We start from the raw sequence: 1319 nt of genomic DNA, 5'->3' as shown, positions 1-1319 counted from the left end.
CAGCGTCGCCGCAGCGACAGCAGGCGCTGGAAGCAGGCCAGCAATTCGTCGTCCGCGCCGTGCCAGTCCAGCCAGCTCGTGTCGTTGTCCTGGCAGTAGGCGTTGTTGTTGCCGCGCTGGCCGTGGCCGATCTCGTCGCCGGCGAGCAGCATCGGCGTGCCCTGCGAGCACAGCAGCGTCGCCGCCAGCGCGCGCCGCAGGCGGCCGCGCAGCGCCAGGATGGCGGCGTCGCCGGTATCGCCTTCGGCACCGCAGTTCCACGAGGCGTTGTCATGATGGCCGTCGCGGTTGCCTTCGCCGTTGGCCTGATTGTGCCTGTGGTCGTAGCTGACGAGATCGCGCAGCGTGAAGCCATCGTGCGCGGTGATGAAGTTGATGCTCGCGCCAGGTTCGCGGCCGTCGTGGCGGAACTGCGCGCTGGAGCCCGCCAAGCGATGCGCGAACGCCGCGCGGTCGCCTGCGGCCCGCAGCCACCAGGCGCGCATGGTGTCGCGGTACTGGTCGTTCCACTCCATCCAGCCGGGCGGAAAGGCGCCGAGCCGGTAGCCACCGGGGCCGAGGTCCCAGGGCTCGGCGATCCACTTCAGGCGCGACAGCAGCGGGTCGGACTGGAGCGCGGCGAACAGGCCTGCGCTGCGGCTGAAGTGGCCGTGCGCGTCGCGCGCGAGCGTGGTGGCGAGGTCGAAGCGGAAGCCGTCGACGCCGTAGTGCGCCGCCCAGTGGCGCAGGGCGCCGACGACCAGTTCGACGACGCGCGGTTCGGCGAGATCCAGGCTGTTGCCGCAGCCGGTCCAGTTTTCGTAATGCGCCTCGTCGCCCGCCCGCAGGCGGTAGTAGCGGGCATTGGCGAGCCCGCGCAGCGACAGCGTGGGGCCGGCATGGTCGGTTTCGGCACTGTGGTTGAAAACGACGTCGAGCACCACTTCCAGGCCGGCGCCATGCAGCGCGTCGACCATGTCGCGGAATTCGCCGGCAGGCGTGGTTCCGGGGCGGCCGCTCCAGTAACGCGGCTCGGGGGCGAGCCAGGCGATCGGCGCATAGCCCCAGTGGTTGCTCAGGCCGCGCAGTTGCAGGGCGGCCTCGTCGGCGCGGAAATGGACCGGCAGCAGGTTCAGCGTGGTGACGCCGAGCGCGCGCAAGTGCGCGAGCATGACCGGGTGGGCCAGGGCCGCATAGCTGCCGCGTAGCGGCGGCGGAATACCGGGATGCAGCATCGTCAGGCTGCGCACGTGGGCTTCGTACAGCACCATGGCGGCGCGCGGGATGGCGGGGCGGGGCGGGCGCGCGGCCAGGGCCGCGGCGGGGGCCGCCACCCTGGC

General features: G+C 72.0%; 1 protein-coding gene. It reads right to left on the bottom strand.

Annotation, left to right across the window (positions count from 1 at the left end; genetic code table 11):
* Positions 1-1319 (bottom strand): glycogen debranching protein GlgX (gene glgX / locus C666_RS19050; protein ID WP_004350632.1); only part of this gene is annotated, 1319 nt, incomplete at both ends.

This window comes from Thauera linaloolentis 47Lol = DSM 12138 (assembly GCF_000310205.1).
Lineage (GTDB): Bacteria > Pseudomonadota > Gammaproteobacteria > Burkholderiales > Rhodocyclaceae > Thauera > Thauera linaloolentis.
This window is presented reverse-complemented; position numbering and strand designations above follow the sequence as displayed.